We start from the raw sequence: 26,977 nt of genomic DNA on the forward strand, positions 1-26,977 counted from the left end.
GATTTTAATCCGCAGCGCCAAACCACCAGCGTTTCTCGCCATCCAACCAAGAATTTATCGTGAAATGTGTACTCAGTTCTGAATAAATTTTCGACCTCACTGAAATAGACTCTGGCTTCCATCCTTGTGTGCCCGGTTTATTCAGCATCAGTCTGGTGATCGGCCCGATTAAAGGAACAGACACTTTTACTTCAACTGTGTCCGTTTTTCCTGTTTGCCAGTCATTTAAAGGCTGATCAATATGCGTGAGTGTCGATGCATTTCCATAAGAATCAAATAACTTGATGTAAACAGCATTATTTGATCCTGCATGGTCATCATTTGAAGTTTTAATTGTCAGTATAAAACTCGAATCTGCCTTATCCCGGTGCGTTGAATCCCCGCCATTATACTGCGAAAGCCCGACAGTTTTAGAAGCATGATTGTCCAACCATGCGCCACCACCAGCAAAACATTGACCATCATTAATACGTGTAACCCAAGTATTGTTTAATGACCATGCATCTTTACCATCCAACCGAAAGACTTCGTTCGTTAACGGCGCATTCCCTGTCGTTAGCCCATTCAAAACTATTGAAAACAATTCACCTTGATTAAAGTTCTCGCTGGATAACTTTTTCTCAGGCCCTGTTTCTGATGTTGACTGAAGTTTCACATAAACCGGATTTTTAGTATTATCGCCACTATCAGTATTAGTAATAGTGATTATTTCATAATCGTAAGACATCATTAATCCTTATAATTACCAACTGTTAAAATTCAGGTTTTTGATTAAAACCAAAGTCAGTATGCGCAAAGACGATTAATATATGCAACTGATTTTATAATGACTCGGCTATATTGCGATCTATCGCATTATTTAATGCAAAGGCTAATTTTAAAAATAAATGACTGTCATTCTATACATCCAGCCCCACTAACCATTCCAACCTGGAACCAAGCTGTCATGGCAATTTCTCACCCTCGCTACACAACCAAAATCCATTCCGGCTGATAACCCCGTCATAGACGAACCCATTAATACCTATCCAACTCAGGGCTAGCCACCAGCTTACTCCAAAATACTGACAGGCCTTCACCAGAACGGATTCTCTCCGCCCATACCGCACCGACAATCAAGCCAATGGCAGTGAAACTCATCACCACTGCCCCATTGACTTCCCCCATCACCAAACAAACCGGCCCGGCGAGTAACAAACCAAACATCGCAGGGGTAACAGCGAGCATTATCCACATCGAAAGAGCAATCAGCCCAGAGACAGCTTTCAGCACAGTGACATCCTTATCCACAGGGTAATCCGCTTACCAGATAGTAAGATCCTAATCGCTAATGCACTATGTTGCACTTTTGATTGCCAGGAAATGTTATGAAATGTGATCCTGTACCAGAGGCAAGCGATTGCTTATAAAGTAATGATTTTTAAGTAATAAATTTTCATTAATTTGACATAATTTATAAAAACGACCAGATGATAATGATTTGGCGTCCTCAGCAAAAAGCAAAATGTTAACAGTTTGATAAAATATCAGCAGTTGCTTGCAAGGAGGCACTATGAAATCTCGTTATGATTATATTGTTGTCGGTGCCGGTTCTGCTGGCTGCGTACTGGCAAACCGCTTAACAGCCAATGGAAAATACTCAGTGCTGGTGCTGGAAGCCGGTCCATCGGACAAAACGCCCGTTGTCAGTACCCCTGGTGCCTTCGCGTATTTCATGTTTTCCAGGAAATATAACTGGGCCTACAACGCAACGTCCAATCCTGCACTGCGTAACGGACAACCGGTTTTCGTACCGCGAGGCAAAGTGCTGGGCGGCAGTTCTTCCGTGAACGGTATGCTCTATGTCCGTGGTCAAAAAGAGGATTACGACCATTGGTCTGCACTGGGCAATTCCGGCTGGGGCTTTGATGATCTGCTGCCTTACTTCAAGAAATCCGAATGCAATGAGCGCGGAGCCGATGCCTTTCATGGTGACAGTGGCCCACTGCATGTCAGTGACCGTCAGGCCCAGTATCCGCTCACAGAAGCTTTTATTCAGGCCAGCCAGCAGGCCGGATTCAAATTCAATCCAGATTTCAACGGCGCTGCTCAGGAAGGCGTGGGTTATTACCAATGCACGATTAAAAATGGCCAGCGCTGCGGTGCTGCCCGTGGTTATCTGCACCCGGCCATGGAACGGAAAAACCTGACCGTAATGACGGAAGCGACAGTAAAAAAAGTCGTTATTGAAGATAAAAAGGCCATTGGTGTCAGCTTCGCCTATAAAGGGCAGGATCTCACTTTCCATGCTGATCAGGAAGTTATCCTCAGTGGCGGTGCCATCAATTCACCACAGCTGCTGATGCTGTCGGGTATCGGCAACCAGGATCACCTCGCAGCGCATGGCATTGACTGCCAGCACCACTTACCGGGCGTCGGCGAAAACCTGCAAGAGCATGTCGATGCCTGCGTACTGGTTAAAAGTAAGAAAAAAGACGGCTTCACCGCTTCACTCGGCGGCCTGTTGCGTATGACTCCCGATACACTGAAATATGTGCTGAAAAAGGAAGGCAAGCTGTCCAATTCCATCACTGAAGCGGGCGGATTTATCAAATCCCGGGAGGATTTGGATCGCCCTGATATCCAGCTGCATATGTTGCCGTTGCTGTTTGACGACAGCGGCCGCGATTTGAAACTGATGGCTCAGCATGGCTATTCCTGCCACGTCTGTGTACTGCGCCCGAAAAGCAGCGGGACGGTAAAACTCCGTTCGGCAGACCCTGCTATGGCACCAGACATTGATTTTAACTTTTTCGCCCATGAGGAAGATAAAAAGGTGCTGGTCGACGGCATTCGGCAGTTACGTAAGATTCTGGCGGCGCCGGCTTTCGATGGCTACCGGGCTGAAGAACTGAATCCGGGCATTGAAGCAGACACCGATGAGGCAATCTTTGACAAGATCAAACAGCACATAGGTTTGGTCTATCACCCGGTTGGTACCTGCAAAATGGGTCATGACGCGATGGCCGTAGTAGATACCGAACTCAAAGTGTATGGCGTGAAAGGCTTGCGCGTGGTGGACGCTTCTGTGATGCCAACCCTGATCAGCGGTAATACCAATGCGCCGACTATCGCGATTGCAGAAAAAGCCGCTGAGCTGATACTCAACAGACCAGCCAGCCACCAGCAGCAACATCACACAGACAGCATCACTGCTTAATGCGCAACACATCCGCATTTAAAAACCGGCTGCGAAACTCAGCCGGTTGTTCCTGCAGCGAGGCGATGAATACGCTACCGGATTTGCTCAGAGAGTTGATTGCGGTAGCGGCCCGGCGTTTCTTCCGTCCAGCGCTTAAAGGCCCGGTTAAAGTTCCCCACGCTGGAATACCCCACCAGATAACCAATCTCACCCAATGACAGATGCGGTTGCTCAATATACTCCAGCGCCAGCTTTTTGCGGGTACTTTCCAGAATATCGGTAAACGATGTCCCTTTATCCTGTAACTTTCGTTGCAGACTACGCAGGCTGATCCCCATAGATTCCGCGATCTCGGTTTGAGTGGGAACGCCCATAGGTAATAACTGGCAAAGCTTATTGCGAATAATCTGAATCAGATCATTTTTATCCATCCGCGTCAGAAATTCGTCCAGCATTTTTTCATGGGTTTGTGCCAGCAAGGAATTACCGGTAATGAGCCGCCGTGAAGCCTGCTCACTGTCAAAAACCACCGCATTCATTGCCTGGCCGTAGAGGATCTCACAGCCCATGAATTCACTCAGAAAAGTCTGCCCCTGATCGGCCGCCATCAGACACACTCTGACCGGGTGCAAATCGCCGGGAACCATATCCCTGGCAAATTGCACCATGGTTGCTAAAAAGGTTTCAGCAACTATGTCCGGTATAACCGGGGTATGGCTACCCGCGTGGCAGACGATATTCATTCGGAATACGACCTGCTCTGCAGACTCAATCAACTCAATCGAACAGGTATTGGATACCACTCTTTTATAGCGGGCTATTCGTTCCAGTGCATCTTTCAGTGTACTGGATGACATCATGGCGTAGCCAAGCGCGTAGAACACACTGGGATGAAAATTGCGGGCCACCTGCACGCTGACATCCTGGCGTGGTAACCGCTGATTGCAGTACTGCAATAGCTTGGTGATTTTTTCTATCCCGATGCGGCTTTCCTGGTGCAACACCTCATTCGGAGAAATCCCGCAAGCCGACAATGCCTGTTGCTCGTTTATCTGGTTCGCAGCCATCATGCGGCTAAAAGGGATCAACCAGCCACTCAGGGTTGAGTAATAAGCATTCATACGCGTATATCGCCTCACTGTTCACATCGAAAGCGTCCTGTCACAAGCCATGTCATTTAGCCATAAAATGCTGCTATTGTGGACTGACCACTCAGTCAGCTTTTCTGGCAGACGCACACTTTCACCGACAAACCCAGGTATTGCCAAAAGCCAGCGAAGAACAAAGTCTCACACTGAAGCTGACATTTGACACCCCCCACATCAATGACACATTTTATTAACAACCAGCACCCGCGCAACATAAAATGGCGTGAACTGAGAACTCGATAAGACAGTCGTCCTATAAGCTAATTGACTGAATGAGCCTGCATGGCCTGTCAGGGTAGAAACAATCGCGCCCTGAACGCCTTATCTCTACGACATTTAACAAGGACGATCTATGCGCCATAGAACTTTAGTCGCCAGTATGATTGTGGCTGTCTTTTCTCAATCCGTTTTTGCCGCCGATCTCAACACAGAAGCGAAAGATGCCACTCCCTTTACAAAAGCTTATCAAAAGCAGCAGAGAGACAGACTGCCCTTTTCCGATACCAAAGATTTTGAACTGGTTGAGAAAGGCCTGATAAAGCGCCCGGAGGCAGTCACCATCAAGGATGAGAACGGCACCGTTGTCTGGGAATTGGGCAACTATGATTTTCTGATGGGTGATAAATCAATCGACACGATTAACCCCAGCCTGGAGCGTCAGGCCAAACTGAACATGGCCTACGGCTTGTATCAAGTCACGGATCGTATTTATCAGGTGCGTGGTTACGATATTTCCAACATTACTTTCATTAAAGGCGATACCGGCTGGATTGTGTTCGATCCGCTGCTGACGCCACCGACAGCCAAAACGGCATTCGAACTGGTAACAAAAGAGCTCGGCAACTACCCAATTCATGCCGTGGTTTATAGCCATGCGCACATTGATCATTTTGGTGGGGTGAAAGGTGTGGTCTCTCAAGAGCAAGTCGACAGCGGTGAAGTCGAGATCATTGCCCCCCGTCATTTCATGGAGCACGCGATTAAAGAAAATGTGCTGGCCGGTAATGCCATGACACGCCGCGCAACTTACCAATATGCCAACGCACTGCCTATCGGCCCGAAAGGTGTCGTTGATGCTGCCATTGGTAAGGGGGCATCCCTGGGCGTGATTGGTCTGATCAAGCCAACCCGAGAGATCAGTCAGGATACCGAAACCGTCACGATTGACGGCATTAAGATGGTATTCATGAACACCCCGAACACTGAATCGCCATCGGAAATGAACACGTATTTTCCGCAGTTTAAAGCATTATGGACAGCCGAAAACGTCATTGGCACCATGCACAATGTCTATACCCTGCGTGGCGCCGAGGTGCGGGATGCTCAAGGCTGGAGTAAGTACATTAACAGCCTGATCCATGGTGTGGCCAAAGAGGCAGACGTGATGTTTGCTTCACATAGCTGGCCGCGGTGGGGCAATGACTACCTGATACACGTACTCAAAAAGCAACGTGACATGTACGGTTACATTCATGACCATGCCCTGAACCTGGCCAACAAAGGCGTCACCATCAACGAGATCCATAACGAATTTGAAGTACCGGACTCTCTCGCCAACGAATGGTACAACCGTGGCTACCACGGCTCGTATTCACACAATGTCCGGGCCGTTATCAACAAATATCTGGGTTTCTTCGACATGAACCCGGCAAGCCTGAACCCGCTCAGTCCGGCTGACTCTGCACCCAAATATGTCGAGGCGATGGGCGGTGCCGATGCCATCATCCAACGGGCAAAAGCCAGCTTTGATAAAGGTGAATACCGCTGGGCGGCAGAAGTGCTGAACAAGGTTATTTATGCCGATCCTGACAACCAGCAGGCTCGCCTGCTTCAGGCTGATATTTTTGAGCAACTGGGCTACCAGTCTGAATCAGCTGGCTGGCGAAACACCTATCTGGTCGGTGCTTACGAATTACGTAATGGTATGCCAACCAATGCGCGGGCCACCCGTGTTGGCCCCGACTTTGTCAGCGCAATGAGTACAGATCTGATTTTCGACTATCTGGGTGTGCGCCTGAACGCAGAAAAAGCGGAAGGGAAAAAACTCACACTTAACTTTGTGTTCCCGGATCGTGATGAACGCTATCTGCTGGAGCTGGAAAACAGCCACCTGAATAACATCAAAGGCCAGCAAAGCGATAACGCCGATGTCACCATCACCATTAACCGCAGCGATATGGACAACATGCTGATTAAACAGCAAAGCTTCCAGCAACTATTGCAAGACGGTAAGGTCACAACCCAAGGCAATGTTCAGGCCTTTGGTCAGCTGATGGGCATGATGGACGAATTCCCGTTCTGGTTTAAGATTGCCACGCCTTAATCGCAGGCTACTCTGTGTTTCATTCTGCAAAGCCGCTGACATTCAGCGGCTTTTTTCATTTTCCGGTTCCATCCGGCTCAAGGCAGGTTAATCTGCCAGGACACCCCAAAACGATCCGTCACCCAGCCGAAACGCTGGCTGAAACCGTAATTATCTGCAGGCATCAGGGCATTACCGCCTTCGGTGAGCGAGGCGTAAACCCGCTCAAACTCGGTTGCCGATTCACAGTCAACAAAGACAGACATCGCAGGCGTAAACGTAAAATGGTGCGAAATGAACGAATCGATAGCGATGAATTCCCGGCCTGCAAGCACAAAACGGGCCTGCCTGACCATGCCTTTCGACTCGCCATCCGGGTAACGCTCAATGTGACGAATTTCAGATCCGGTAAACAGGCTGATATAGAAATTCATCGCCTCTTCGGCATCCCCTTCGAACATCAGATGAGTCAGAATCGCTTGCGGCACAATATTTCTCCCTGATTAGCCGCCGGCCATCACAGCTGATGGCTCAGACGGTGTGATCTCTCTGACAACACGGCATGGGTTACCCACTGCAACGCTGTTATCCGGAATATCTCTGGTGACAACACTGCCAGCGCCAATCACACAGTTATGCCCAATACGCACGCCAGGCAAAACGGCCACATTGCCTCCCAGCCAGACATTGTCACCTATCCACACCGGCGCACCGTCTTCCCCATGCAGCCGCTCAACGGGATCGATAGGGTGAGAGGCTGCGGAAATCATGACGTTAGGGCCAATAAACGCATTCTCACCGATAGTCACTTTGCAGACATCCAGTATGGTCAGGTTATGGTTCGAATAAAAATTAGCGCCCAGCACAATGTTATAACCATAGTCGCAGTAAAAAGACGGTTCCATATGGGCATCGCCGGAAAATTGTACCCTTTCTGCCAGAATCGCCATTCTGGCTTGCGAATCGCGCGGATCGGCCAGATTAAAACGGTGACACATGACTTTGGCTTCTTGACGGTCATTGACCAGCTCGGCATCTCTGCCACTGTATGCCAGACCCGCGAGCATCTTTTCTTTCTCTGTCATTGATTCAGACACTGTGTACTCCTTTATTTATTCACAGCTCAATGCCATACAGCACAAGCAACCCGCCGTCAGGCAAGGTTTCATGGTTCGTCTCGTAATGGAAACCCAGCCTGGTCAGCAAATCAATGCATCTGCGGTTCTCTGAATCGGTTATAGCAACCAGGCGGGTCAAAGAGAGCTCATCGCGAGCAAAGCACAGCGTGCTCCGGGCGGCTTCAACGGCATATCCCTTTCCCTCAAAACCGGGTAAATAGCCGTACCCTAAATCAATGTCTTCCAGAGAATCACGCTTGATCAGGCCGCAGATGCCAATAGGTGTATCATCGCTTTTCAATGCAACGCGCTGGAGTCCCAGCCCTTTTGTCTGGTACATACTGATAAGCGATGCTTCGAGATAATTCAACGCATCCTCACGAGTATGGAGCTGTTTATCGCCGACAAAACGTTTAAAGCCCGGGGTGTTATACAGTTCAAAAATGAAATCGACATCTGCCGCCGTTAGCGGCCTGATCGTCAGACGTTCCGTGGTGATTGCTACCATGCTAGTTATTCCGATATTGATGTAACCATGAAGAGTCGGCTATCTGGCAAGGATTCCAATGCCATCAAACAGCCAGTCAGACGTAATGGGGTCTCTATTGCGTTGGCAATACCCGTCAGTGCTTTTCTTCTTCTCTCAGCGTCAGTACTTCATAACCGGTTTCTGTCACCAGTATTGTATGCTCCCATTGCGCCGACAGTTTTTTATCTTTCGTCACCACGGTCCAGCCGTCTTTCTTGGTTTTGGTTTTGTATGTGCCTTCATTGATCATGGGTTCAATGGTGAATGTCATGCCCGGCTGCAGTCGCAACCCGCGTCCTTTCAGCCCATGGTGTAGCACCTGGGGTTCTTCATGCATTTCCCGGCCTATGCCATGACCGCAATATTCCCGGACCACAGAATAGCCATGACTTTCCGCATGTTTTTGAATCGCATAACCGATATCACCCAGTGTCGCCCCTGGCTTCACCTGCGCGATACCCTGCCACATGGCTTCGTAGGTTGCTTTTACCAGCCGGGACGCACGTGGCTGAACTTTACCTATGCAATACATTTTACTGGAATCGGCAATGAAGCCATTTTTCTCCAGTGTGATGTCGAGATTGATAATATCGCCATCTTTCAGCACACGGTTTTCATCCGGCATACCGTGACAGATAACTTCATTGATCGACGCATTCAGGACATACGGATAATCATACTGGCCTTTACTGGCTGGTCGGGCAGACAATGCGTCGGTAATAAAAGCGTCGACCTTATCGTTAATCGCCATGGTCGATACACCGGCAGCCACGAAGTTATCCAGCATCGAAAATACCGAGGCTAACAATCGGCCAGATTCCCGCATCAATTCAATTTCTTGCGCGGTTTTAATATTAATTTTGTTCACTCATTAATTCCTGTACTGATCCCGCGTCACTGAGTAACAGTTTGCGAATCAGTTCGTTATACGTCAGTGTCGGGTTCATTTCGGCCAGCAGACCCATCTTTATCCAAAACTCGGCCTGAGCATTAATGGAACGCGACATCGTGCTGCTGGCTTTGCGGATTTCCTCATGAAGTTCATCCGATATTTTTACAATCCCCATAGGGTGCCCTGAATGATATACATTGAATAAACGAAGTGTATACGAAACGTATATTCTCATCAATGTTATGCGATCATGATCCAAGTCGGACTTTTCATACACAGGGAATCTTTACTTTCTCATCCGTCCCCCATGATAATGTCGGCCTGATTGACCATTCGAGCAGCACTATGATTCAGGTTCCTATTACCCCCCGCCCCAACTGGAAAATGCTGGCAGATGAATTTGGATTTCGTTTTCATACCCTGGAAGGCGAACCGTATTGGGTCGAAGACCGCTACTTTCAGTTCAGTTTGCAGCAGATTGAAAGTGAACTGGAAGCACCTACCGCCGAACTCCATCAAATGAGCCTGGAAGCCGTCGATAAAGTCATCCGCGATGAAGCCTTACTGAAAAAGTTTCAGATCCCGGAAAACATGTGGGATCTGATCGCCAGCTCGTGGAAACAAAAAGCACCCAGTTTGTATGGGCGACTGGATTTTGCCTACGACGGCCGTCACCCGGCAAAACTGCTCGAATTTAACAGCGACACACCAACGTCACTTTACGAAGCCAGCTTTTGGCAATGGTTGTGGCTTGAAGATCAGGTCAATGCCGGCAAACTGCCAAGGCGCGCCGATCAGTACAATTTGATTCAGGAGCTGATGATTCAGCGCATGGCGGCATTAGGCAGCTATCAGCCGGGCCAAACACTGCATTTTGCCTGCTGCCGTGACAGCGTGGAAGACAGAGATACAGTGCAGTATCTTGAAGACTGCGCCAGAGAAGCCGGACTGAAAATCGCGTTTGTGTACGTTGAAGACATAGGTATCAATCAGGACGGTGAGTTTACCGATCTGGACGACAACCCCATTCGCTGGATGTTCAAGCTCTATCCGTGGGAGTTCATGTTCCGGGAAGAGTATGCCGCGTATCTGCACACCGCCAATGTCAACTGGCTGGAACCTATGTGGAAAAGCATCAGTTCAAATAAGGCCATTCTGCCGCTGATGTGGGAAATGTTTCCTCACCACCCGAACCTGTTGCCCGCCTACTTTTCTGATGATCCCAAAGCCGCAAGCCTGACGGATTTTGTGAAAAAACCGATTTTCAGTCGCGAAGGTGCCAACATCAGCGTGCATCGTGCCGGTGAAATACTGCAACATGAGCCGGGGCCGTACGGCGACGAAGGCTATATAGTCCAGCAATATACCCATTTACCCCGTTTTGGTAACAACCATATGCTCATCGGCAGCTGGTTAATCAATGACGAACCCGCCGGACTGACGATCCGGGAAGATACAGGTTACATCACCAAAGATACCTCGATGTTTATTCCTCATATCATTCTGGATTAAAAAAGTTGTCATATTGTACGGCGGTTGAACCCGCCGTTTTGTTCAAACCAGTCACTTCAGACGACAAAACAACCAGGCTTGAAACCACTCCTTCTCGCGACATCTATTCAGACTTGATATTAATCTTGAAAGAGATGAATTTCCTGATCCTTTTCAGGAAGACACATTGCACAATAAACAGACTGAAAGGTTACTTTATCGCAATAACACTGATTTAATATCAACCAATTGAATATATATAGATCAATGGCTTGTGTTAAATAAAATTTGCATAGATACTAGCTCGCTTGAAATGCTTACCAAAATGTTTCGCGCTCTGGTCTGCTTGCACACCATTCAGGAATGGGTCGAAAGGCATAATGCGCCTTATGCCTTCAAGGCTGGTCAGTCGCTCTTTTTAAAATAAAAACGAGTAAGGAAAATATCGTGAAAATAAAGCTGTTATCAGCCCTTTCTTTGGTCACATTAATGGGTTGTGGGGGTTCTTCGACAGAAAACCTGGGAAATGTAAGTGATAGTTTGACAAAAACTGCCGAAGGTTATTCGAAGGAGATTACAGATTGGTTTGATATCGAAATTGGACTTTACCACCCACTTCAAGAGCCGATTCATCAATCAAACATAGAAATGACTTTTGATGTCAATCAAAATGGCCTTTTTGATGATGGAGATATTCGAATTATCGCAGGGAATGCATCTGGTAGTTTTACAGATATCATCAGTTCATGGGCTTATAGCGCTGATTATTTAGTTCAGTTAAACAGCAGCAATACCATGATCACATTCCGCGAAATGAGCGGGGTCATTATTGGTTCATCCAATACAAATTATGTCAGTAAACTCGGTGGTGTGAAAACGCACCAACATTTAGTGAACGATCAATTAACCGAGCAGAAAATCATCTTACGCACGAATAGAAGCCTGTCCGGTTCGTTGCCACAATTAGATCAACTCATGCAGCAACTGAGATTGATTGATGCCAATACACCGATGAATGTGGCACTCACCGATGGTCTGACTGACGCGAGCAGTGACTATGTCCCTGAGCCTGGTATCTTTACTCAGCAACCTATCCTTTCTTTACAGGATAATCAAAACGATTACACCGGCAACAATCAATGGGTTGATATTAAGTCTGTCCATTTTAGTTCGAGCACTGCTGAATAAACCTTATCCCTGAAGTATCAGCACTGCTGGTTTGATGGCTTTTCAATGTGAATTAATAAGTTAATCTTTCCGTCTCCGTGGATTCTTCACGTACGCCGCTAGCCTTGGCTAACGGCGTCGTTTCACAGCTTTAAAAACGCATCAACCCGGCAGAACGACAATACCGAGAGGCTCCAGCAATTGCTCTTGCTGCCAATCGCAGATTTTCACACCCGTTAAATCGACTGTTCGGGGATCGAGACCATCAAGTTCTGAATAGCTAAGATCTGCACCCTGGAAAGAAAATTGTACCCAGCAGTCTTCAGAGAAAACACTTCTGCATAAGTCCGACCCTTTCAAAGATGCCCCCCGTAAGTTCGTCCCATACCATTTATTTTCAAATAGATCGCATTTCTCAAGGCACTGACTTTCAAAATTGGCATAGCTTAAATTACAGCCGGTAATAAAAGCAGAGCAAAAATACATCTGATGACTGATTTGATTCACAAAACTCGCCTGAATAAAATTGGCACCTTTCAGATCACTATCCCGCAATTCAATACCAAAGCAATTTGCACCTTTAAAGTTTGCTAAAGCTAACTGACAGTTTTTAAAACTCGCATCACGCAAATCGCAATAGTCAAAATGACAGCCTTCGATAGCCCCCGGCTCAATAAACTTACAGTTTTCAAAAACTGCATCCCTTAAATTTGCTCGGCTAAAGTCACAACGGTAAAACTGACAGCGTTTGAATACAGCTTCTGATAAATCCTGGCGGGAAAAACTAACCTGATTAAATAGTTCATTCTCTTTATACATCATCGCCTCCACTAATTTGATTCAGAGTCTAGCATTTAGAATGTTTGAGGGTAAGAAAAACAAACCATTAAAAAACAATAATTTAAAACACCCTTATTTTGCCATTTTAAGGCACCAAACCAGCCTGTGGTGAAGCGCAAAGCCAACCCATCGACACCGCGGGCAAAGAAAAAAGTTTACCTGCGTAGGAGGGCGCAGGGAGATGATTTTCCCTGGGTAGATGTATCAAACTGTGCTGCAAGAAATCGTTAACAGCACAGATGAATTCAACCTGATAGAATTACTCATTAAAACTGTACTGCCGCTTCACTTCCACAACCTGCACAGTGTAGGAGGCGTACCACTTTTCACGGCCAAATTGCTGGGCCAGTGAATGCTGGCTGTCTTTGTGCCAGTTTTGGATATCCTCTTCGGCGTTCCAGTAGGAAATCGCAATTTCCTGATCCCCTTCTGTCACAGCGATAAAGTCCAGGCACCCATATTTTTCAAATGCCAGATCCCGCATCACTTTGACCATCTCGGTATACTGGCTGTCCTGCTCACCTGTTGTCGCCTTGAAAATCACTGCAAACATTTATCTCTCCTTTGCTTTTCATCTGAACATTCGTGTCCGAACCTTCTGAGGTGCCGATACGGGCCACAGCCCGGAAGTCGGTATATCATTACGACAGAAGCTGGGCATCAAAAGTAGCTGGTACGATTCTGGAGCCCTGCTTTTCGACGATTTCCATAATGCCTAAATGGATTTCCTGGGCGGCCACCTGATAAACCGGCAGGCTTTTGGTGCCAATATACGCAAATACATTGATTTCTAATCCGTGCGCACCAAAACCTCGAAACGTCACACGCAGGGGCTTTTTATCGACTTTTTCATGATTTTCCAGCAGCAGTTTTATTTCATCAATAATCTGCTTTAATTGCGTGGTCGATGTGCTGTAATCCAGACGAATATCCGATTTAAACCGGATCTTTTCCCGCATCGAAATATTTTCAATTTCCATTTCCGATAGCTTGGCATTCGGCACATGGATAACGGTTCTGTCTATGGTTCTGATGCGGGTACAACGCAGGCCAATTTCTTCTACCGTGCCCCGGATCCCACCGAAATTGCACAAATTACCCACTTTTACCGGTGCCGCAGAATAGAGCATCATGGTACCAATGAAGTTTTCCAGTGTTTGTTTGGAAGCCAAAGCCAGGGCAACACCACCCACGCCCATTCCGGCCAGCAAGGCTGTCGCATTGAAACCCTGGTATTCCATCCAGGACAACACAGCAAAGATCAGCAAAATGATACGGATAAATGTCAGGAAGGGACGAACCATGGCCGCCCCTTGTTTATTGCCGTTGTTAATTAAACGCTCACGAAGAATGTACTGAAAAAGCCCAATCGCAGACCAGCCAAGCCACAGGCTGGCACCCAACAGAAGATACCCATTATTGAGCAAGGCTCTGGCATTGGCCGTCAGTGTCGCATTCGACAGCAACAGATGATCCAGACCCAGTGCGGTAAAAAACAGCAAAGGCTTGGCGATTAAACCTGCCAAATCGTCTTTCATCTTGATGTCTGTTTTCCGGACCAACCAGGCTGTAATCAGACAGACTGGCGTCACGATCGCAAATGAGGCTAACAAACAGGTAAAAAGAAACGTCATTTCCCAGAGGCTGAGTTTGAACAGATAGCCGTCCGGCACATTCTGGATGAACCATTCTGTCAGCGGGCTGTAGCCCAGTTCTTCATACAGACTCGGGACCAGTGCGACTGTGGCATTGGAGATCTTCCAGATTTTGCCCAGCTTTTTGCTTGGGACTTGCTGCAACAGGAGTGACACTTCCGTGTTTTTAACATTAATATTGCCGAACGACTCCCGATAGTCAGGCAACAGATCATCCAGATCCCCTGCCGGGGTATCATCAATGTCCTGAAGATTAATCCACAGATTCCGCTCAATGATGGCATGCAGTTTTCTGGCGTAGTCTTCTCCATTTCTGGCGCTCATTCCTTTAGGCATGTAACGCAAGTCCAGGTATTTCGCCGCTTTCGTGTAGTCCTGCTCGTAAATCGCTTCCAGAAAACCTTTCAGCGCGCCTCTAGGAGTATCGCGGTTCAGGGAATCTTTGTAATCATAGGCCGCATTCACCGCTTGCCCTGCTGCTGTGGTTGCCGGGTCTGCCGGATTGCCCAGCAGTATATTGGGGGCCGCTGTTGCAATGAGCGGCACAAAAAAGCAGCAAAGCAGAAAGGTTCTGAACAAGGTTTGCATCATCTGATGTCCGTCTGAATATCCAAAGCTGATGCGATTTTATAAGCGACTGCTTTCAGAGGCCAGACATTGTTATGCACTAACTGCACTGACTCTCAAAGGCACAGAATACAAGTGAGTTCGCCGCATCACTATCACGCTGGCTGGCTGGCTGGGTACTATTCTGACAACGTCTGCTGAGCCTTCAGCGCCACATCGGCCACTTTTTCGATGAGATCCGACTGGTTGCTGACAATGTCGGCCACTGACATCCAGCAACAGTCACTGGCGTCATCACCCGGCTGCAGCTCTCCTGCCACATAGCGGCAAAGTACAGGCACCAGAATAAAGTGATGGTGACAGTTGTCACCATCGAATTCATTGACTTCAACCACTTCCAATAGTTGTTCTGCTACCGCTAACACACTGGTTTCTTCTTTCAATTCCCGCACAGCCGCATCACGCAGGGTTTCACCCGGCCAGACGGAGCCGCCGGGAAAGCCCCAGCCATCTTTCTGCGGTTCATTTTTACGTTGAACCAGAATGAGTTGATCGTCTTTGTAGGTGACAGCGAGAACCGCCACTTTGGGTGATGAAAACGTGCTGTGCTGATGGGGCATACCGGGCTTCCGAATTCTGTTTCAGGAAGCCCATGATATCGCATGTTTTACGCAGAAAGTACCTGCCGGGCCATAGCCGTTAGCGCAGAGCGGCAGGTTAAGGAGTACGAATCATTCAGTTCAGAGGCTTGATAGGCGCCGTTTTAAGATCGTCATCAAGCTGATCATTAATCTTGATGTAATCTTCACCTTTAACGTCATAGATAGACTGTTTCTGAGTTACCGCATTTTCGCCGGTCCAGAACTCGATAGGGTTTAGCACCATGTAATCTGCCACTGTGGTCACAGCATAAACCGGCGCCATCGCAATGGTCAGGCCGCCACGTGCATAACGGTTATCCACCACATCCATATTGAATTTCATGGTTGCATTGGTTGCTGCCATCTGGCCCGCACACCCCGTTAATAAAGTCACCAGAGAGACCGCTACAAAAGCCATTTTTTTCATTGTTCAATACCCGTAAATAAAACAGGGTTTAATTGTAATCATACCCTTCTCGATTTAAACCAGCAGCTTGTTAAATCTGATACTAATTCAGGATACATTCAGGTAAAAAACATCGTTCAATTACATTAGCAAATAATTGCCATAATCAGATTTGGCCGGCTGAATGTATGTTGAGAGAGTGCCTTTATTCTTTATCGAAACTGTCCACAATAATCGCTCCCATAGAAGCGGGCATGGCAATGATCAATGCACGTTTAACAGCAACGACCCAATTATCGATGAGTGGGAACTGGTTAAGCGAAAACAGGATCAGGCAAACCACCAGATAAGTGATCAGATAGGCCCCAAGTACCCTGGCCAGAAAAACAGGCACGCGTTTACGGATATTCTGACCAAACATGGACTGGTAAGCGTATAGCCCCATAAAAACCAAGGTGAGCACAACAAGGACAGACAAATTCAGCAGTGGAAGAGATTCACTCAGTTGCCAGGCTTCTTCAGAAAAGGAAATGGGGACGCCCAGGGCAAAGGCGCCGATCACAATCTGGCCCAAATCTTCAGCGTTGAATTTCCAGTCCATTGACCACTCCGGTTCTGTTTATTTTGCTTTTGACTATCCCTCCCCCTTTTCAAGGGGGAGGTTAGGAGGGGGTTACAAGGCACAATCGTCAAACCCGTGCCCGCTTCACGAACCCCACCCTAGCCCTCCCCTTGCCAAGGGGAGGGAATCTTCGTGGTTCAGCCCAGCAAAAACAGGCTGCCAAGACCGAGAAAGGTAAAAAAGCCCACCACATCTGTGACTGTTGTGAGTATGACAGACCCGGACAGGGCAGGATCAATCTCGTATTTATCCAGGATCACCGGAATAACAACACCGGCAATTGCTGCAACCACAATATTAATGGTGATAGCAGCGGCTATCACTCCACCAATCCCCACACTGCTGAACCAGACAGCCGCCACAATGGCGATAACGACCGCCCAGAGCACGCCGTTCAGGCAGGCAACCAGCAACTCTTTTTTGGCCAGCGACCACACGTTACCAAAGGTGATTTGCCCCATCGCCAGACCGCGGATAATCAGGGTTAAGGTCTGGCTGCCGGCAATGCCCCCCATTGACGCCACCACAGGCATCAGGACCGCCAGTGCCACCACCTGGCTGAGCGTGGCTTCGAACAACCCGATAGTCCAGGACGCCAGAAATGCAGTAAGCAGGTTAATGCCCAGCCACAAAGCACGACGTTTTGCACTGAGCCAGACGGGGGCAAACAGGTCGGTGTCTTCATTCAGACCCGCCCGTGCCATCAGTCTGGCTTCATAGGTTTCCCGGGTAATCTCCATCGCCAGCCGGAGCGTAGCGCGCCCGACAAAGCGGCCGGATTCATCTACCACCGCCATCGCCGCCTGGTCCGAGTGTTCAAGACGTTCTGAAGCATCATAAACGTCCATTTCCGCTTTCAGGGGAGAGGCAATATCATCTTCCAGGCTGTCCACCCTGGCCTGACCATCGGCCGCCAGCAGGACAGGTAATGACACCTCGCCTTTATACAACCCTTTTTTGTCAACAACATAGACGCGATCCAGCATAGGATGATCGGCGCGTCGCACCGCACGCAAGGCTTCGAAAACACGCGTATTCGGCGTTAACATCACCAGGCTGTGATCCACATAGCGGCCAATCTGTTCTTCGTCATACTGCTGGCTCTGTTCATACCAGGACTTCTGATCCTGGCTCATCTTCGCCAGCGCAAAATCCACCAGCTTATCTGACAGACTCTGCGACAGTTCGATCAGATCTTCAGCATCCAGCCCGTGCAGCATAGCCCGCAAATCCGGCATGCTGAGATTGTCGATCAGCACCCCCCGCGCATCGGATCGCATGGCAACCAGGACTTCTACCCGCTCTTCCGGCGCAACGGTCTGCCAGAGAGCCAGACGCTCATCAATAGGCAAAGATTCCAGCAATAAACCCAGCTCAGACGTTTCCAGCACTTCCGAGGCTTCTGAGAATACCCTTTCCTGCTCTTCGTCATGAACCCGGTTAAGATCTTCAACCCACTGACTAAGTTCCTGTTGTGGCAGAAGATCTTTCACCGCTGCTTTGTCTTGTTCTTCATTCATAGTTTTTCTTACATTGGTTACTGCTGCATTGGCTGCTGCGTGCTTGCCTGTGGTGTATCAACTGCCTCAGGCTGCTCATTGTCCGGCTTAGGGTTTACCACCAGCTGAGTCAGCTTAATCACTGGTTTTTGCAAAATGATATTATTGGGATAAGTGACCAGGCTGCCATCTGTGCGCTCAATAATCACATGAAACATGGTGATATCATTGATCACCCCACTGATATCATCGTCTTTATCCACTACTTTGACCCGATCGCCAATACGGTACGGAAACACAAAAAAGATCAACACACTCGCCGTCACGTTGCTCAGCATGGACCATTGCGCGAACAGGGCGACACCCAGCACGGCAAAGGCCGAAGAGAAAAACAGTGAAATGTCACTGTATCCCAGCCCCAGGCTGATCACCGCCACACTGAACAACACGAAAAACACCACGGACGATAAAACACGAGAGATAAACCGCACTCTGGCTTCACTCACCATCTTGGTCTTACCCAGCCTGGTCAGCCACAAGTTGATGACACGTTTTGCAATCGCGTAAACAATCAGAAAAGCCAGAATAATAAACAGGTTATAAGCCAACCGACTTTGTAGAACGGCTTCTATCATTAAATAAATTTCATCCTTCTGAACAAAATAATCTCAAACACGGTAACCACTATTAAAGCGATACAAAACAGCCAGAATGCCGTGGATGAATCCACACCAGGCATGCCGCCAATATTAACGCCCAGCAAGCCGGTAAGAAAACTGATAGGCAGGAAAATAATAGAGATCATCGAAATAAGATACGTGTTTCGGTTTACCTTCTCAGACTGCATCTGGCCCAGGTGCTGATTGATGACCTGGATCTGGTCGATATAAAAGTTAATCGACTCGTTAATCCGCACCACAAGATCACGGCAGTTCAACAAAGGCATACGCAACGATTCCAAACTCGCCATTTCCGAATGCAGCAAATCATCCAGTGCATAGCGCTGGGGAGTCAGAAAGCGGCGAATTTTCAGCAAGCGTTTGTTCAGGTGAGCCAGTGACTGGCTATCAGCTTCATCCTGATGCTCTGCGTAATATTCAATATCTTCTTCAATCGGGTCGAGAAAGGTTTCAATATTCCGGTTCAGTTTATCAACAATGGTTGCCAGCATAGCCAACAGGCTCGGCGGACTGTTGCCTTCTTCACACTGACGCCGCGCCTCAGCAATTGCCCGTGACGGGTATTTACGGGTAGAGATCAGGCAACCTTTAAAATAGAGAAACCGGATACTTAGCATGTCGTCCGGGTTATTCCCTTCATTCAGATTAATGCCTCGCAGTATCAGAAGGAAAGTCTCCTCCCCCAACAGCTCGAAGCGCGGACGTGTATCATCCGCCAGTAAAGCTGAAGTCAGTGACGGTGGCACGCCCACTTTGGACAACCAGTGCTTCAGCCCGGTGGCATCACGCTGGCAGTGATACCAGCAGTCTTTCTCCAGCGTCTCGCAATCTTCAAGCGTCAGTTGACGCGGTGTATCCCCTAACTGCCAACCATCAATAAACCAATCTGTAGCGGTTTCCGAATTGACCATAAGGTGCGCCTCCCGTGCGCAAAAATAAGAGTGGTTAGCTCAACATCCCATCAGGTGATATCAACTTCATCGCTGACTTCATCAAGAAACGATTCAATTTGTTGCTCGACTTCTGAACTTGCCCCTTTATTGAAATAAGCAAGGTGAAAAACCGCGTCCCCTTCATTGACCAACGGCAGCATTTGCTGGCCGATAACGATGCCGTCTCTGGGTGCAGCCATAGTGTCTTCACCATGGCCGAGCGGGGCACTGATATAGGCAAGCACCTGCCCTTTGGTTACCCGCTCACCGAGTGCCACCACACAGCGCACTATTCCGTTCTGCTCAGCCCTCACCCAGCTGCTGGAGCGGGCGATAAAAGGCGATGCCTGCTCTTTTTTCCGGCTTACCCGGCGTATCATTCCCAGCATCCGCATGACACTCACTATCCCTTTCACCGCCGCAGCAATCACAAGCGGCTCAAACCGCAACGCTTCCCCGCCTTCGTAGGTGATAACCGGGATACCTGCCGCATCCGCTACCGCCCGTAGTGAGCCATCACGAATAGCGGCATCCAGAATCACAGGGGTGCCGAAAGCATGCGCCATTTCGGCACTTGCTTCATCGTCAAGATTTGCCCGCACCTGGGGCAGATTCCCTCTGTGAATCGCCCCTGTATGCAAGTCAATAATATGCGTACACTTTTTAACGACGTGTTCACTGAACTGGTAGGCCATACGGGCGGCCGTTGATCCACGTTCAGAGCCGGGAAAACACCGGTTGAGATCGCGTCGGTCAGGTAAATAGCGTGATTTATGAATAAATCCGAACACATTAACAACGGGAACAGCCACTAAAGTACCGTGCAATTTCAACGGATCCACTTTATTCAGCAGTTGCCTGACCGCTTCCACACCATTGAGCTCATCACCATGAATAGCAGCGCTGACCAGCAATACGGGCCCCTGATAGCGCCCGTTCACCACATGAACCGGAATGTGCAGAGGTGAATGGGTATATAGCTGAGCAGCTTCTAAATCTATGGTGGCTGATTGTCCTGGCGGCACTTCGGTGCCAATAAATTCGATGACTTTGTTTAATCTAGCCTTTGCCACTGGTGCGCGTCCTCTGCGGTTTTGCGGTTGATTCTATGTATTTGATTATCATACCCGCGATATCCTTACCAGTCGCTTGTTCAATCCCTTCCAAACCTGGGGAGGAGTTCACTTCCATCACCAGCGGCCCGCGCTGAGAACGCAGCAAATCCACACCGGCTACGCGCAGCCCCATCACCTTAGCGGCAAGCACTGCCGTCTTACGTTCTTCCGGAGTAATCCTGATCAATGACGCCGAACCGCCCCGGTGTAAATTCGATCTGAACTCCCCTTCAGCGCCCTGGCGCTTCATCGCGGCGATCACTTTGTCGCCGATCACGAAACAGCGGATATCCGCGCCGCCGGCTTCTTTGATGTATTCCTGCACCATAATGTTCGCTTTCAGGCCCAGAAAAGCTTCAATCACACTTTCTGCCGCCTTGCGGGTTTCGGCCAGTACTACACCTATCCCTTGCGTCCCTTCCAGCAGTTTGATCACCACAGGTGCGCCGCCCACCATTTCAAGCAAATCGCCAATGTCGTCCGGTTTACTGGCAAAGCCAGTTATAGGCATCCCGACCCCTTTGCGCGACAGCAATTGCAGCGAACGTAATTTATCCCGGGAGCGGGTAATCGCCACAGATTCATTGACCGGAAAAACCCCCATCATTTCAAACTGGCGCAATACCGCACAGCCATAGAAAGTGACCGAGGCGCCGATGCGCGGAATAATCGCATCCAAACCAGATAAATCCTGACCTTTGGAATGGATGGAAGGCTGGTCGGAATTGATGTTCATGTAGCAGCGCAGCGCATCAATGACCTGTGCCTCGTGCCCACGCTCACGGCAGGCTTCAATCAGACGACGGGTTGAGTACAGCTTTGAATTACGGGAAAGGATACCAATTTTCATTGTCACTCCAAAAAATGCATAAGCAGGTATTGCACGTCAAAATGGAACAACCGGGACAACAACTTAGAGTGCCAACCGGTACACTAGCATGCTGCTCAAAAACTCGAAAAACACTCATGACTGAGTGCCTGCTTCTATAGTCTCAGTGTAGTCAATCAGATAGCGTTCAGCGTTCTCCGCCTGAGGGTTGCAATTGTGAGGCAAATTGCACACAAGACTTAACTTATACTGCTCTTATCGCAAGTAAATTTAATCCTGACTTTATCTGATGACTGTATCTATCTCATGACTAAATTTATCCCATGACTATAGTGACAGATTGGTTATATTGCACAACAGCTTAGCGGTATACGATAGCAATCAGGCACGATAAAAAACGGATTATCCGGCACCCGGAGAAATGAATGATATGCTTTCAGTATCCGGCAGTAACAGGCACTCTCGTCATTGGCTTGTCTATTTGGCACACAGCCTTCGCAGCGCCGCCAAATCCGCAGGATTTCGGGCCGCTGAAAACCTATGCCCAATCGCCCCTCCAGTCCAACAGCCTGAGCCCGCAGCTCAGGAGCGGCTTTGCGTTACCCGAAGAGTCACTGGAATTTTACGCCACGGCGGCCACGGCCAGTATCTGGGCAGAAACCCCTGAGTACCGGGCCGACTACTATCAGTCGACGTTCAGCACCGGATTAATGTGGCAAGTCACAGCCGGCTGGCAACTGGAGCTGGACGCCAGCTGGCGTATTGCCCTGGACAGCCACTTAGATAACCTGACGTTTGGTTTTCATAACCTGTTCGGCATAAGCCTGAACGGCCGTGAGGATGTGCCCAGGCACAGCTTTGATATTTCTATCCCTGAATACGGAGTGGAGTATTCAGATTTCAAAGGCGAAACGCTGACACGAACACTGACCCTGTACAGCGGCTGGCAGATACTGGATCGCCCAAGGGAAGCGCTGTCTATCGGCGCCTCCCTGTATTACAACTATGTAGACTCCGGCCCGTTCCATAACCATAACCTGGAGCAGGCCTTACAGCTTAACTACAGCTATCACCTGGACCGCCATCGCTTTCACGCCATGTTTGGCGGAGTTTATCGCCATAATCCGGCGGCACTTATTCCTTATAACACGCTGACCTATGCTGCAGCTGCAGGCTGGCAGTATCAGTTCAATGGCCCTCACAGAGTGTTGCTGGAATACCATTTTTACGAAGGTGTGTCAGAAGCCACCTCGGCCCTGTCACAAGCCTCAAACGAGATTCTGGCAGGATACCGCTACCATTTTCCCACCAGCGTGCTGGAGCTGGTCCTCACTGAAAATGTATTCAATATGGATAACAGCCCGGATGTGGCGATTACTCTTGGCTATCGGCAACGCTGGTGATCACCTCAAAGCGCTCAAGCAAGTAATCAATAAACAGACGAAGCCGGTTCGGTATCAAATCCCGCTGCGGGTAAACAAAGCTGATCGGCACAACCGGCGACACCCAGCCTGGCAGTATCTGTATCAGTTCACCACGCTCAATGTGTTCCCGACAGATAAACTCCGGCAACAAGGCAATACCCAGTCCGTCCAGGCAGGCTGACATTGCCGAGGTGATAGTGTTCACCCTGAAACGGTACGGCAGTTCAATCTGCACCTGATGTCCGTCTTTTTCCAGCGCCCAATGCGGTATCTTCACGGCATTATAGATTTTGATCTGATGGTGAGGCGCAGCCAAATCCGCCGGTGACTCAATGTTTCCGTTCAGCGCGAGATAGTCAGGGCTGGCAACGAGGATCCGCCGCGACGAATGAAACGGCCTTGCCACCATGCCGGAATCGTTTATGTCGCCCACCTGCACATACAGATCGACCCCTTCAGCAATCAGATCAACTTCTCGGTTGCTTAACTCAAGGTGCAGGCTGACATGCGGGTACTGTTTCAAAAATGCGTTGATGCTCTTACCGAACACTTTCTGCCCGACCTCGACTGGCATCACCACATTCAGCCTGCCTCTGATCAAATCCTGGTTTGCCGTCACTTCAAGCTCAGCCTGGCTCGCAATTTCGACCACCTGACGGCACGACTGATAAAACGCTTCCCCTTCATGGGTCAGCACCAGATTGCGGGTGCTGCGGATAAGCAGGCGCACCGCCAGATCTTTCTCCAAATCCGCAATTTTCCTGCTGATCGTCGACTTAGTCATATCCATTGCCTCAGCGGCCTGCGTAAAACTCCCGCACTCAACCACCTGAGCGAACATCACCATTGCATTTAAATCCATTCCACCATCCATTCATCAGAAAGCAACCTGCACGAAAACCACAAGTAACACCACCATTAGTGAAAAATCCGCAACAGTGTTTTCGATTTTTCCTATCTAATAAACCAATTCATAATTTTTTACAATTCATGCCCCAAACATAAATCACAACAATACGAATTCTCATGACCGAGCAAGCCTCAAAAACATCTTCACGCCTTCCTCTTATTGCTACGCTGACGCTGGGTCTTATCGCCGTGTCGGTGGGAAGTTACTGGTACGGTTACGGCCGCTATTTTGAAACCACAGACAATGCCTATTTACAGGGTGAGATCACCAACATCAGCCCCAAAGTGGCCGGCTATATCCAGGCAACCTATGTCAGCGATAACAACAGAGTCGAAGCAGGGCAACTACTGGCCACCATTGACGATCGTGACTATCAGGCCGCGCTGGAAAAGGCCAAGGCCAACCTGGTTGTGACACAAGCTGCAGTCGCCCACCTTAATGCCCAGTTTGCGCTGCAGAAAACCGTGATTCGCCAGTCGGCCAGCCAGGTCAGCTCGGCGCAGGCAGAGCTGGAACGTGCAACGCAGCAAGACAGCCGCGCCCGTTCCCTGCTGGCAAAAAACTATTCGTCTCAGGATGAAGTCGACGATGCCAGCTCACACCTGAAAGTCACTGCTGCCGAACTAGAAGCCGCAAAGGCCAGCCTGCAGGCGGCAAAAGATCAGCTTCTGGTCCTGAACAGCCAGAAAGGTCAGGCGGAAGCTTCGGTACAGGAAGCCATGGTGCAGGTCAAACAGGCGGAGCTCGATCTCAGTTACACCCGTATTTATGCCCCGGTTGACGGTATTGTCGGCAAACGCAGCCTGAGAATCGGACTGTATGTCCAGCCGGGCATGCCGCTGCTCAGTCTGGTGCCTACCCGGGAAGTATGGATTGAAGCCAATTTTAAAGAAACTCAGCTTGCCAGTATTCATCAGGGACAGCAGGTGGAATTTGAGCTGGATGCCTATCCGGGCCAGACTCTGGAAGGTGTTGTCGACAGCTTTTCGCCCGCCACCGGGGCAAAGTTTGCGTTACTGCCGCCCGAGAATGCCACAGGCAACTTCACCAAAATTGTTCAGCGGGTGCCGGTCAAAATTGTGATCCCACACCCTGAGCAGCTCGCCGGTCAGCTACTGCCGGGCCTGTCTGTGGTTGCGACCATAGATACCCGCTCACAGTCAGCGCAGGGAGCTGAAACACTGGCAAGTGTTGAGGTCGCTCATGAGTGAACAGGCCCTGCCTCAGACAAACCCAGCCCTTGATCAGCGCTCCGAGAATGACGTCCCGCTCCGGCACTGGATTGCCCTGCTGGGCGGCATGCTGGGCGCGTTTATGGCGATCCTTGATATTCAGATCACCAACTCATCCCTGAAAGATATTCAGGGCGCGCTGTCCGCCACCCTGGATGAAAGCTCGTGGATTTCCACCTCGTATCTGGTGGCGGAAATGATCGCAATTCCGCTGAGCGGATGGTTATCAACGGCACTGGGGGCACGCCGCTACCTGATTGGCACCACAGTGATTTTCACTATGTCCTCGCTGCTGTGCTCCATCGCCTGGAGTATGAGCTCAATGATTGCCTTTCGCGCCATGCAGGGCTTCAGTGGCGGCGCGCTGATTCCGATGGCATTTTCACTGGTGGTCCAGCTGTTACCGGTTCATAAACGGGCCATAGGTATGGCGATGTTCGGCGTCACGACCACGTTTGCGCCGTCTATCGGCCCGACGCTGGGCGGCTGGCTAACAGAGCATCTGTCGTGGCATTACATTTTTTACATCAACCTGCCGCCGGCTTTGCTGATGCTGGCCATGCTCCGCTATGGCCTGGATGATCAGCCAATGAATATCAGCAGCCTGAAAAATGCCGACTGGGCTGGCATCGTGACCATGGCGGTCGGTTTAGGCTGTCTGGAAGTCATGCTGGAGGAAGGAAACCGGGAAGAGTGGTTCAGTTCGCACTTTATCATAGGGCTAACCGTTATCGCCGTTCTGAGCTTAGTGGCGTTCGTTATCAATGAACTGCGGCATCCCAGACCCCTGGTGAACCTGAGGTTGCTCACTAATCCGCACTTTGCAATGTCAGGACTGGCTTATCTGATCCTGGGCATGGCACTGCTGGGTTCCATTTTTGTTCTGCCCATGTATCTGACGCAGATCCATCAGTACAACGCGCTGGAGATCGGGAAAGTACTGATGTGGATGGGGTTTCCTCAATTATTGCTTTTCCCTCTGATCCCCAAACTGACGCAAGTTGTTAAGCCCAAGTTTCTGGTGGCATTTGGTTTCATCATGTTCGGCATCAGCTGTTATGTGAATACCCATATGAATCAGGATTTTGGCGGACAGCAGATGATACTGTCGATGTTACTGAGAGCCATTGGCAGCCCCTTTATCATTGTGCCGCTGTCGCTGGTCGCGATGCAGACCATACAAAAGCACCAGACACCGGATGCCTCGACCATCACCAATGTGTTACGTAACCTGGGCGGCGCTTTCAGCATCGCACTGATAGCCACCATGCTGGACAACAAAGCGCGGGAACATCTGGCTCACATCAAGGCAAGCTTACCCAGCGTCAGTAATGACGCGTGGCATCAACTGGCACAGCAAGCCGGGCATTATCTGCAACAGGGTACAGATCCAGCAACCGCGATGCTGAAAGCCAAAGCCAGCCTGGCACAAAGCATGCAAACCGACGCCTACATCATGGCGTATAACGATGTGTTCATGATGATGACAGGCTTCCTGGTCTTTGCCGCCATTTTAGTGCTGTCTTTACCGGATGCAGAGCCGGTTAAGGGTTGATCCATTAAAGCTGAGACAACATGTTGGTATCATGTGCGCCTTGTCAATTTGTTCACTGACAGGGCGCTTTTCAATGAAGAAAACGATTAACTACATTGCTCAGCATCACAATACGGTGAGGTTTTTGCTTCTAATTCAATAACGTCTTCTGGTGGGAAAAACCTAACTGCTCCGGAGAATAAATCTATTTTCTCAATGGGTATTTTCCCATAGGGATGAAAATCATTAAGTTTATCAATGAT

The 26,977-nt window shown here is 49.2% G+C and carries 27 protein-coding genes; 7 read left to right on the plus strand and 20 right to left on the minus strand.

Annotation, left to right across the window (positions count from 1 at the left end):
• Nucleotides 1–4: 4 nt before the first annotated feature.
• A complete protein-coding gene (locus KCG43_RS19575) occupies nt 5–730 on the minus strand; it encodes a PLAT/LH2 domain-containing protein (RefSeq protein WP_218387029.1) in 726 nt (241 codons plus the stop codon).
• 287 nt (nt 731–1,017) lie between these two features.
• Nucleotides 1,018–1,290 (minus strand): hypothetical protein, encoded by a 273-nt coding sequence (locus KCG43_RS19580; protein ID WP_192017208.1) that lies wholly within the window; start codon nt 1,288–1,290, stop codon nt 1,018–1,020.
• Nucleotides 1,291–1,552: 262 nt separating this feature from the next.
• On the opposite strand from KCG43_RS19580, the gene KCG43_RS19585 reads away from it, so the two are divergent.
• On the plus strand, nt 1,553–3,199 hold the full coding sequence (locus KCG43_RS19585; RefSeq protein ID WP_218387032.1) for a GMC family oxidoreductase: 1,647 nt from the start codon (nt 1,553–1,555) through the stop codon (nt 3,197–3,199).
• A 74-nt stretch (nt 3,200–3,273) separates the two neighbouring features.
• Here the strand turns inward: KCG43_RS19585 and KCG43_RS19590 are convergent, their stop codons facing one another.
• Entirely contained in the window at nt 3,274–4,302 is a 1,029-nt protein-coding gene (locus KCG43_RS19590; RefSeq protein ID WP_218387035.1) for an AraC family transcriptional regulator, read from the minus strand.
• Between the two features lie 379 nt (nt 4,303–4,681).
• Between KCG43_RS19590 and KCG43_RS19595 the strand changes: the two genes are divergently transcribed.
• Nucleotides 4,682–6,652, plus strand: coding sequence for an alkyl/aryl-sulfatase (locus tag KCG43_RS19595; RefSeq protein WP_218387037.1), 1,971 nt, complete (start codon nt 4,682–4,684; stop codon nt 6,650–6,652).
• A 77-nt stretch (nt 6,653–6,729) separates the two neighbouring features.
• On the opposite strand, the gene KCG43_RS19600 is transcribed toward KCG43_RS19595, so the two are convergent.
• The 5 genes from KCG43_RS19600 to KCG43_RS19620 form a co-directional block, all read right to left on the minus strand.
• Nucleotides 6,730–7,119, minus strand: a complete 390-nt coding sequence (locus tag KCG43_RS19600; protein ID WP_218387040.1) for a VOC family protein — start codon at nt 7,117–7,119, stop codon at nt 6,730–6,732.
• Nucleotides 7,120–7,134: 15 nt separating this feature from the next.
• Nucleotides 7,135–7,716, minus strand: coding sequence for a sugar O-acetyltransferase (locus KCG43_RS19605; protein ID WP_161442600.1), 582 nt, complete (start codon nt 7,714–7,716; stop codon nt 7,135–7,137).
• A 31-nt stretch (nt 7,717–7,747) separates the two neighbouring features.
• A complete protein-coding gene (locus KCG43_RS19610) occupies nt 7,748–8,257 on the minus strand; it encodes a GNAT family N-acetyltransferase (protein ID WP_218387042.1) in 510 nt (169 codons plus the stop codon).
• Between the two features lie 115 nt (nt 8,258–8,372).
• Nucleotides 8,373–9,104 carry a type I methionyl aminopeptidase gene (gene map, locus KCG43_RS19615; protein WP_237795752.1) on the minus strand — a complete coding sequence of 244 codons (732 nt, stop codon included), beginning with the start codon at nt 9,102–9,104 and terminating at the stop codon, nt 8,373–8,375.
• A 28-nt stretch (nt 9,105–9,132) separates the two neighbouring features.
• Entirely contained in the window at nt 9,133–9,345 is a 213-nt protein-coding gene (locus KCG43_RS19620; protein WP_027251232.1) for a ParD-like family protein, read from the minus strand.
• Between the two features lie 170 nt (nt 9,346–9,515).
• Here KCG43_RS19620 and KCG43_RS19625 point away from each other — a divergent pair, with 170 nt between their 5' ends.
• Both KCG43_RS19625 and KCG43_RS19630 read left to right on the plus strand, forming a co-directional pair.
• Nucleotides 9,516–10,682 (plus strand): glutathionylspermidine synthase family protein, encoded by a 1,167-nt coding sequence (locus KCG43_RS19625; RefSeq protein WP_192017214.1) that lies wholly within the window; start codon nt 9,516–9,518, stop codon nt 10,680–10,682.
• A gap of 426 nt (nt 10,683–11,108) precedes the next feature.
• Nucleotides 11,109–11,849, plus strand: a complete 741-nt coding sequence (locus KCG43_RS19630) for a hypothetical protein (protein ID WP_218387047.1) — start codon at nt 11,109–11,111, stop codon at nt 11,847–11,849.
• Nucleotides 11,850–11,990: 141 nt separating this feature from the next.
• Here KCG43_RS19630 and KCG43_RS19635 read toward each other — a convergent pair whose 3' ends face one another.
• The 11 genes from KCG43_RS19635 to rimK form a co-directional block, all read right to left on the minus strand.
• A complete protein-coding gene (locus KCG43_RS19635) occupies nt 11,991–12,647 on the minus strand; it encodes a Qnr family pentapeptide repeat protein (protein WP_218387069.1) in 657 nt (218 codons plus the stop codon).
• A 280-nt stretch (nt 12,648–12,927) separates the two neighbouring features.
• Nucleotides 12,928–13,221, minus strand: a complete 294-nt coding sequence (locus KCG43_RS19640) for an antibiotic biosynthesis monooxygenase (protein WP_218387049.1) — start codon at nt 13,219–13,221, stop codon at nt 12,928–12,930.
• Nucleotides 13,222–13,309: 88 nt separating this feature from the next.
• On the minus strand, nt 13,310–14,914 hold the full coding sequence (locus KCG43_RS19645) for a mechanosensitive ion channel family protein (protein WP_218387051.1): 1,605 nt from the start codon (nt 14,912–14,914) through the stop codon (nt 13,310–13,312).
• A gap of 155 nt (nt 14,915–15,069) precedes the next feature.
• A complete protein-coding gene (locus KCG43_RS19650) occupies nt 15,070–15,510 on the minus strand; it encodes an NUDIX hydrolase (RefSeq protein WP_192017219.1) in 441 nt (146 codons plus the stop codon).
• Between the two features lie 115 nt (nt 15,511–15,625).
• Nucleotides 15,626–15,958 carry a DUF3332 family protein gene (locus tag KCG43_RS19655; protein ID WP_218387053.1) on the minus strand — a complete coding sequence of 111 codons (333 nt, stop codon included), beginning with the start codon at nt 15,956–15,958 and terminating at the stop codon, nt 15,626–15,628.
• A gap of 184 nt (nt 15,959–16,142) precedes the next feature.
• Nucleotides 16,143–16,538, minus strand: coding sequence for a DUF2391 family protein (locus KCG43_RS19660; RefSeq protein ID WP_192017221.1), 396 nt, complete (start codon nt 16,536–16,538; stop codon nt 16,143–16,145).
• A gap of 158 nt (nt 16,539–16,696) precedes the next feature.
• Nucleotides 16,697–18,079 carry a magnesium transporter gene (locus KCG43_RS19665; protein ID WP_218387056.1) on the minus strand — a complete coding sequence of 461 codons (1,383 nt, stop codon included), beginning with the start codon at nt 18,077–18,079 and terminating at the stop codon, nt 16,697–16,699.
• Nucleotides 18,080–18,096: 17 nt separating this feature from the next.
• Entirely contained in the window at nt 18,097–18,693 is a 597-nt protein-coding gene (locus KCG43_RS19670) for a mechanosensitive ion channel family protein (RefSeq protein ID WP_192017223.1), read from the minus strand.
• Nucleotides 18,693–19,649, minus strand: coding sequence for a CorA family divalent cation transporter (locus KCG43_RS19675; RefSeq protein ID WP_192017224.1), 957 nt, complete (start codon nt 19,647–19,649; stop codon nt 18,693–18,695). Before KCG43_RS19675 ends, KCG43_RS19670 begins: the two co-directional genes overlap by 1 nt.
• Nucleotides 19,650–19,699: 50 nt before the next feature.
• Entirely contained in the window at nt 19,700–20,743 is a 1,044-nt protein-coding gene (locus KCG43_RS19680; RefSeq protein ID WP_192017225.1) for a succinylglutamate desuccinylase/aspartoacylase family protein, read from the minus strand.
• Nucleotides 20,730–21,635, minus strand: coding sequence for a 30S ribosomal protein S6--L-glutamate ligase (gene rimK / locus KCG43_RS19685; protein WP_192017226.1), 906 nt, complete (start codon nt 21,633–21,635; stop codon nt 20,730–20,732). The genes KCG43_RS19680 and rimK overlap by 14 nt, the downstream gene beginning before the upstream one ends.
• A gap of 404 nt (nt 21,636–22,039) precedes the next feature.
• Here rimK and KCG43_RS19690 point away from each other — a divergent pair, with 404 nt between their 5' ends.
• A complete protein-coding gene (locus KCG43_RS19690) occupies nt 22,040–23,017 on the plus strand; it encodes a DUF3187 family protein (RefSeq protein ID WP_218387058.1) in 978 nt (325 codons plus the stop codon).
• On the opposite strand, the gene KCG43_RS19695 is transcribed toward KCG43_RS19690, so the two are convergent.
• On the minus strand, nt 22,989–23,900 hold the full coding sequence (locus KCG43_RS19695; protein ID WP_218387060.1) for a LysR family transcriptional regulator: 912 nt from the start codon (nt 23,898–23,900) through the stop codon (nt 22,989–22,991). The genes KCG43_RS19690 and KCG43_RS19695 overlap by 29 nt on opposite strands.
• 164 nt (nt 23,901–24,064) lie before the next feature.
• Here KCG43_RS19695 and KCG43_RS19700 point away from each other — a divergent pair, with 164 nt between their 5' ends.
• Both KCG43_RS19700 and KCG43_RS19705 read left to right on the plus strand, forming a co-directional pair.
• A complete protein-coding gene (locus KCG43_RS19700) occupies nt 24,065–25,159 on the plus strand; it encodes an HlyD family secretion protein (protein WP_218387062.1) in 1,095 nt (364 codons plus the stop codon).
• A complete protein-coding gene (locus tag KCG43_RS19705) occupies nt 25,152–26,735 on the plus strand; it encodes a DHA2 family efflux MFS transporter permease subunit (protein WP_218387064.1) in 1,584 nt (527 codons plus the stop codon). Before KCG43_RS19700 ends, KCG43_RS19705 begins: the two co-directional genes overlap by 8 nt.
• Nucleotides 26,736–26,977: the final 242 nt, after the last annotated feature.

The organism is Photobacterium sp. WH24 (assembly GCF_019204055.1).
In the GTDB taxonomy this organism is placed as follows: domain Bacteria; phylum Pseudomonadota; class Gammaproteobacteria; order Enterobacterales; family Vibrionaceae; genus Photobacterium; species Photobacterium arenosum.

Coding starts and splice junctions, on each gene's coding strand:
- KCG43_RS19575 (WP_218387029.1), bottom strand. CDS start 730: ATGATGTCTTACGATTATGAAATAATCACTATTACTAATACTGATAGT.
- KCG43_RS19585 (WP_218387032.1), top strand. CDS start 1,553: ATGAAATCTCGTTATGATTATATTGTTGTCGGTGCCGGTTCTGCTGGC.
- KCG43_RS19590 (WP_218387035.1), bottom strand. CDS start 4,302: ATGAATGCTTATTACTCAACCCTGAGTGGCTGGTTGATCCCTTTTAGC.
- KCG43_RS19595 (WP_218387037.1), top strand. CDS start 4,682: ATGCGCCATAGAACTTTAGTCGCCAGTATGATTGTGGCTGTCTTTTCT.
- KCG43_RS19605 (WP_161442600.1), bottom strand. CDS start 7,716: ATGACAGAGAAAGAAAAGATGCTCGCGGGTCTGGCATACAGTGGCAGA.
- KCG43_RS19610 (WP_218387042.1), bottom strand. CDS start 8,257: ATGGTAGCAATCACCACGGAACGTCTGACGATCAGGCCGCTAACGGCG.
- map (WP_237795752.1), bottom strand. CDS start 9,104: ATGCGGGAATCTGGCCGATTGTTAGCCTCGGTATTTTCGATGCTGGAT.
- KCG43_RS19620 (WP_027251232.1), bottom strand. CDS start 9,345: ATGGGGATTGTAAAAATATCGGATGAACTTCATGAGGAAATCCGCAAA.
- KCG43_RS19625 (WP_192017214.1), top strand. CDS start 9,516: ATGATTCAGGTTCCTATTACCCCCCGCCCCAACTGGAAAATGCTGGCA.
- KCG43_RS19635 (WP_218387069.1), bottom strand. CDS start 12,647: ATGTATAAAGAGAATGAACTATTTAATCAGGTTAGTTTTTCCCGCCAG.
- KCG43_RS19640 (WP_218387049.1), bottom strand. CDS start 13,221: ATGTTTGCAGTGATTTTCAAGGCGACAACAGGTGAGCAGGACAGCCAG.
- KCG43_RS19645 (WP_218387051.1), bottom strand. CDS start 14,914: ATGATGCAAACCTTGTTCAGAACCTTTCTGCTTTGCTGCTTTTTTGTG.
- KCG43_RS19650 (WP_192017219.1), bottom strand. CDS start 15,510: ATGCCCCATCAGCACAGCACGTTTTCATCACCCAAAGTGGCGGTTCTC.
- KCG43_RS19655 (WP_218387053.1), bottom strand. CDS start 15,958: ATGAAAAAAATGGCTTTTGTAGCGGTCTCTCTGGTGACTTTATTAACG.
- KCG43_RS19660 (WP_192017221.1), bottom strand. CDS start 16,538: ATGGACTGGAAATTCAACGCTGAAGATTTGGGCCAGATTGTGATCGGC.
- KCG43_RS19665 (WP_218387056.1), bottom strand. CDS start 18,079: ATGAATGAAGAACAAGACAAAGCAGCGGTGAAAGATCTTCTGCCACAA.
- KCG43_RS19670 (WP_192017223.1), bottom strand. CDS start 18,693: ATGATAGAAGCCGTTCTACAAAGTCGGTTGGCTTATAACCTGTTTATT.
- KCG43_RS19675 (WP_192017224.1), bottom strand. CDS start 19,649: ATGGTCAATTCGGAAACCGCTACAGATTGGTTTATTGATGGTTGGCAG.
- rimK (WP_192017226.1), bottom strand. CDS start 21,635: ATGAAAATTGGTATCCTTTCCCGTAATTCAAAGCTGTACTCAACCCGT.
- KCG43_RS19690 (WP_218387058.1), top strand. CDS start 22,040: ATGATATGCTTTCAGTATCCGGCAGTAACAGGCACTCTCGTCATTGGC.
- KCG43_RS19695 (WP_218387060.1), bottom strand. CDS start 23,900: ATGGATTTAAATGCAATGGTGATGTTCGCTCAGGTGGTTGAGTGCGGG.
- KCG43_RS19700 (WP_218387062.1), top strand. CDS start 24,065: ATGACCGAGCAAGCCTCAAAAACATCTTCACGCCTTCCTCTTATTGCT.
- KCG43_RS19705 (WP_218387064.1), top strand. CDS start 25,152: ATGAGTGAACAGGCCCTGCCTCAGACAAACCCAGCCCTTGATCAGCGC.